This window comes from Streptomyces sp. NPDC126503, assembly GCF_040302405.1.
Taxonomy (GTDB): Bacteria; Actinomycetota; Actinomycetes; order Streptomycetales; family Streptomycetaceae; genus Streptomyces; species Streptomyces gulbargensis.
The window spans coordinates 4,014-5,485 of the sequence record NZ_JBEORS010000051.1 but is presented as its reverse complement, the minus strand read 5'-3'; the positions used below and the strand labels follow the sequence as shown (position 1 = coordinate 5,485).

At 53.7% G+C, this 1,472-nt stretch carries 2 rRNA genes (1 of these 2 only partly in view); both read right to left on the bottom strand.

Annotated elements, in window-relative coordinates:
* Positions 1-8: 8 nt before the first annotated feature.
* Positions 9-125: ribosomal RNA gene (gene rrf, locus ABTY40_RS30685) — 5S ribosomal RNA — on the bottom strand.
* A 108-nt stretch (positions 126-233) separates the two neighbouring features.
* Positions 234-1,472: ribosomal RNA gene (locus ABTY40_RS30680) — 23S ribosomal RNA — on the bottom strand (it continues 1,965 nt past the right edge of the window).

Sequence of the window (1,472 nt, the reverse complement as noted above, 5' to 3'; positions counted from 1 at the left end):
TAAAAGGAGTCCGGCGGTGTCCTACTCTCCCACAGGGTCCCCCCTGCAGTACCATCGGCGCTGTGAGGCTTAGCTTCCGGGTTCGGAATGTAACCGGGCGTTTCCCTCACGCTATGGCCGCCGAAACACTATTGATGTTTCAATCAAACACATAACAAAGTCATTGTTGTTATGCGGTTCTCGACCGTACATCGAGAACCACTCAGTGGACGCGTAGCACCAACAAACGGTGTGTTATCAAGTCATCGGCTTATTAGTACCAGTCAGCTGCATGCATTACTGCACTTCCACATCTGGCCTATCAACCCAGTAGTCTGGCTGGGAGCCTCTCACCCGAAGGTATGGAAATCTCATCTTGAGGCCGGCTTCCCGCTTAGATGCTTTCAGCGGTTATCCATCCCGAACGTAGCTAATCAGCGGTGCTCCTGGCGGAACAACTGACACACCAGAGGTTCGTCCAACCCGGTCCTCTCGTACTAGGGTCAGATCCTCTCAAATTTCCTACGCGCGCAGCGGATAGGGACCGAACTGTCTCACGACGTTCTAAACCCAGCTCGCGTACCGCTTTAATGGGCGAACAGCCCAACCCTTGGGACCTACTCCAGCCCCAGGATGCGACGAGCCGACATCGAGGTGCCAAACCATGCCGTCGATATGGACTCTTGGGCAAGATCAGCCTGTTATCCCCGAGGTACCTTTTATCCGTTGAGCGACAGCGCTTCCACAAGCCACTGCCGGATCACTAGTCCCGACTTTCGTCCCTGCTCGACCTGTCAGTCTCACAGTCAAGCTCCCTTGTGCACTTACACTCGACACCTGATTGCCAACCAGGTTGAGGGAACCTTTGGGCGCCTCCGTTACTTTTTGGGAGGCAACCGCCCCAGTTAAACTACCCACCAGGCACTGTCCCTGAACCGGATTACGGTTCGAAGTTAGATATCCAGAGTGACCAGAGTGGTATTTCAACAATGACTCCACACGAACTAGCGTCCATGCTTCAAAGTCTCCCACCTATCCTACACAAGCCACACCGAACACCAATACCAAGCTGTAGTAAAGGTCACGGGGTCTTTCCGTCCTGCTGCGCGTAACGAGCATCTTTACTCGTAATGCAATTTCGCCGAGTTCGCGGTTGAGACAGTTGGGAAGTCGTTACGCCATTCGTGCAGGTCGGAACTTACCCGACAAGGAATTTCGCTACCTTAGGATGGTTATAGTTACCACCGCCGTTTACTGGGGCTTAAATTCTCAGCTTCGCCTTGCGGCTAACCGGTCCTCTTAACCTTCCAGCACCGGGCAGGCGTCAGTCCGTATACATCGTCTTGCGACTTGGCACGGACCTGTGTTTTTAGTAAACAGTCGCTACCCACTAGTCTCTGCGGCCACCACACCCTTTTCGGAGTAAATCCGTATAAGTGGATGGCCCCCCTTCTCCCGAAGTTACGGGGGCATTTTGCCGAGTTCCTTAACCC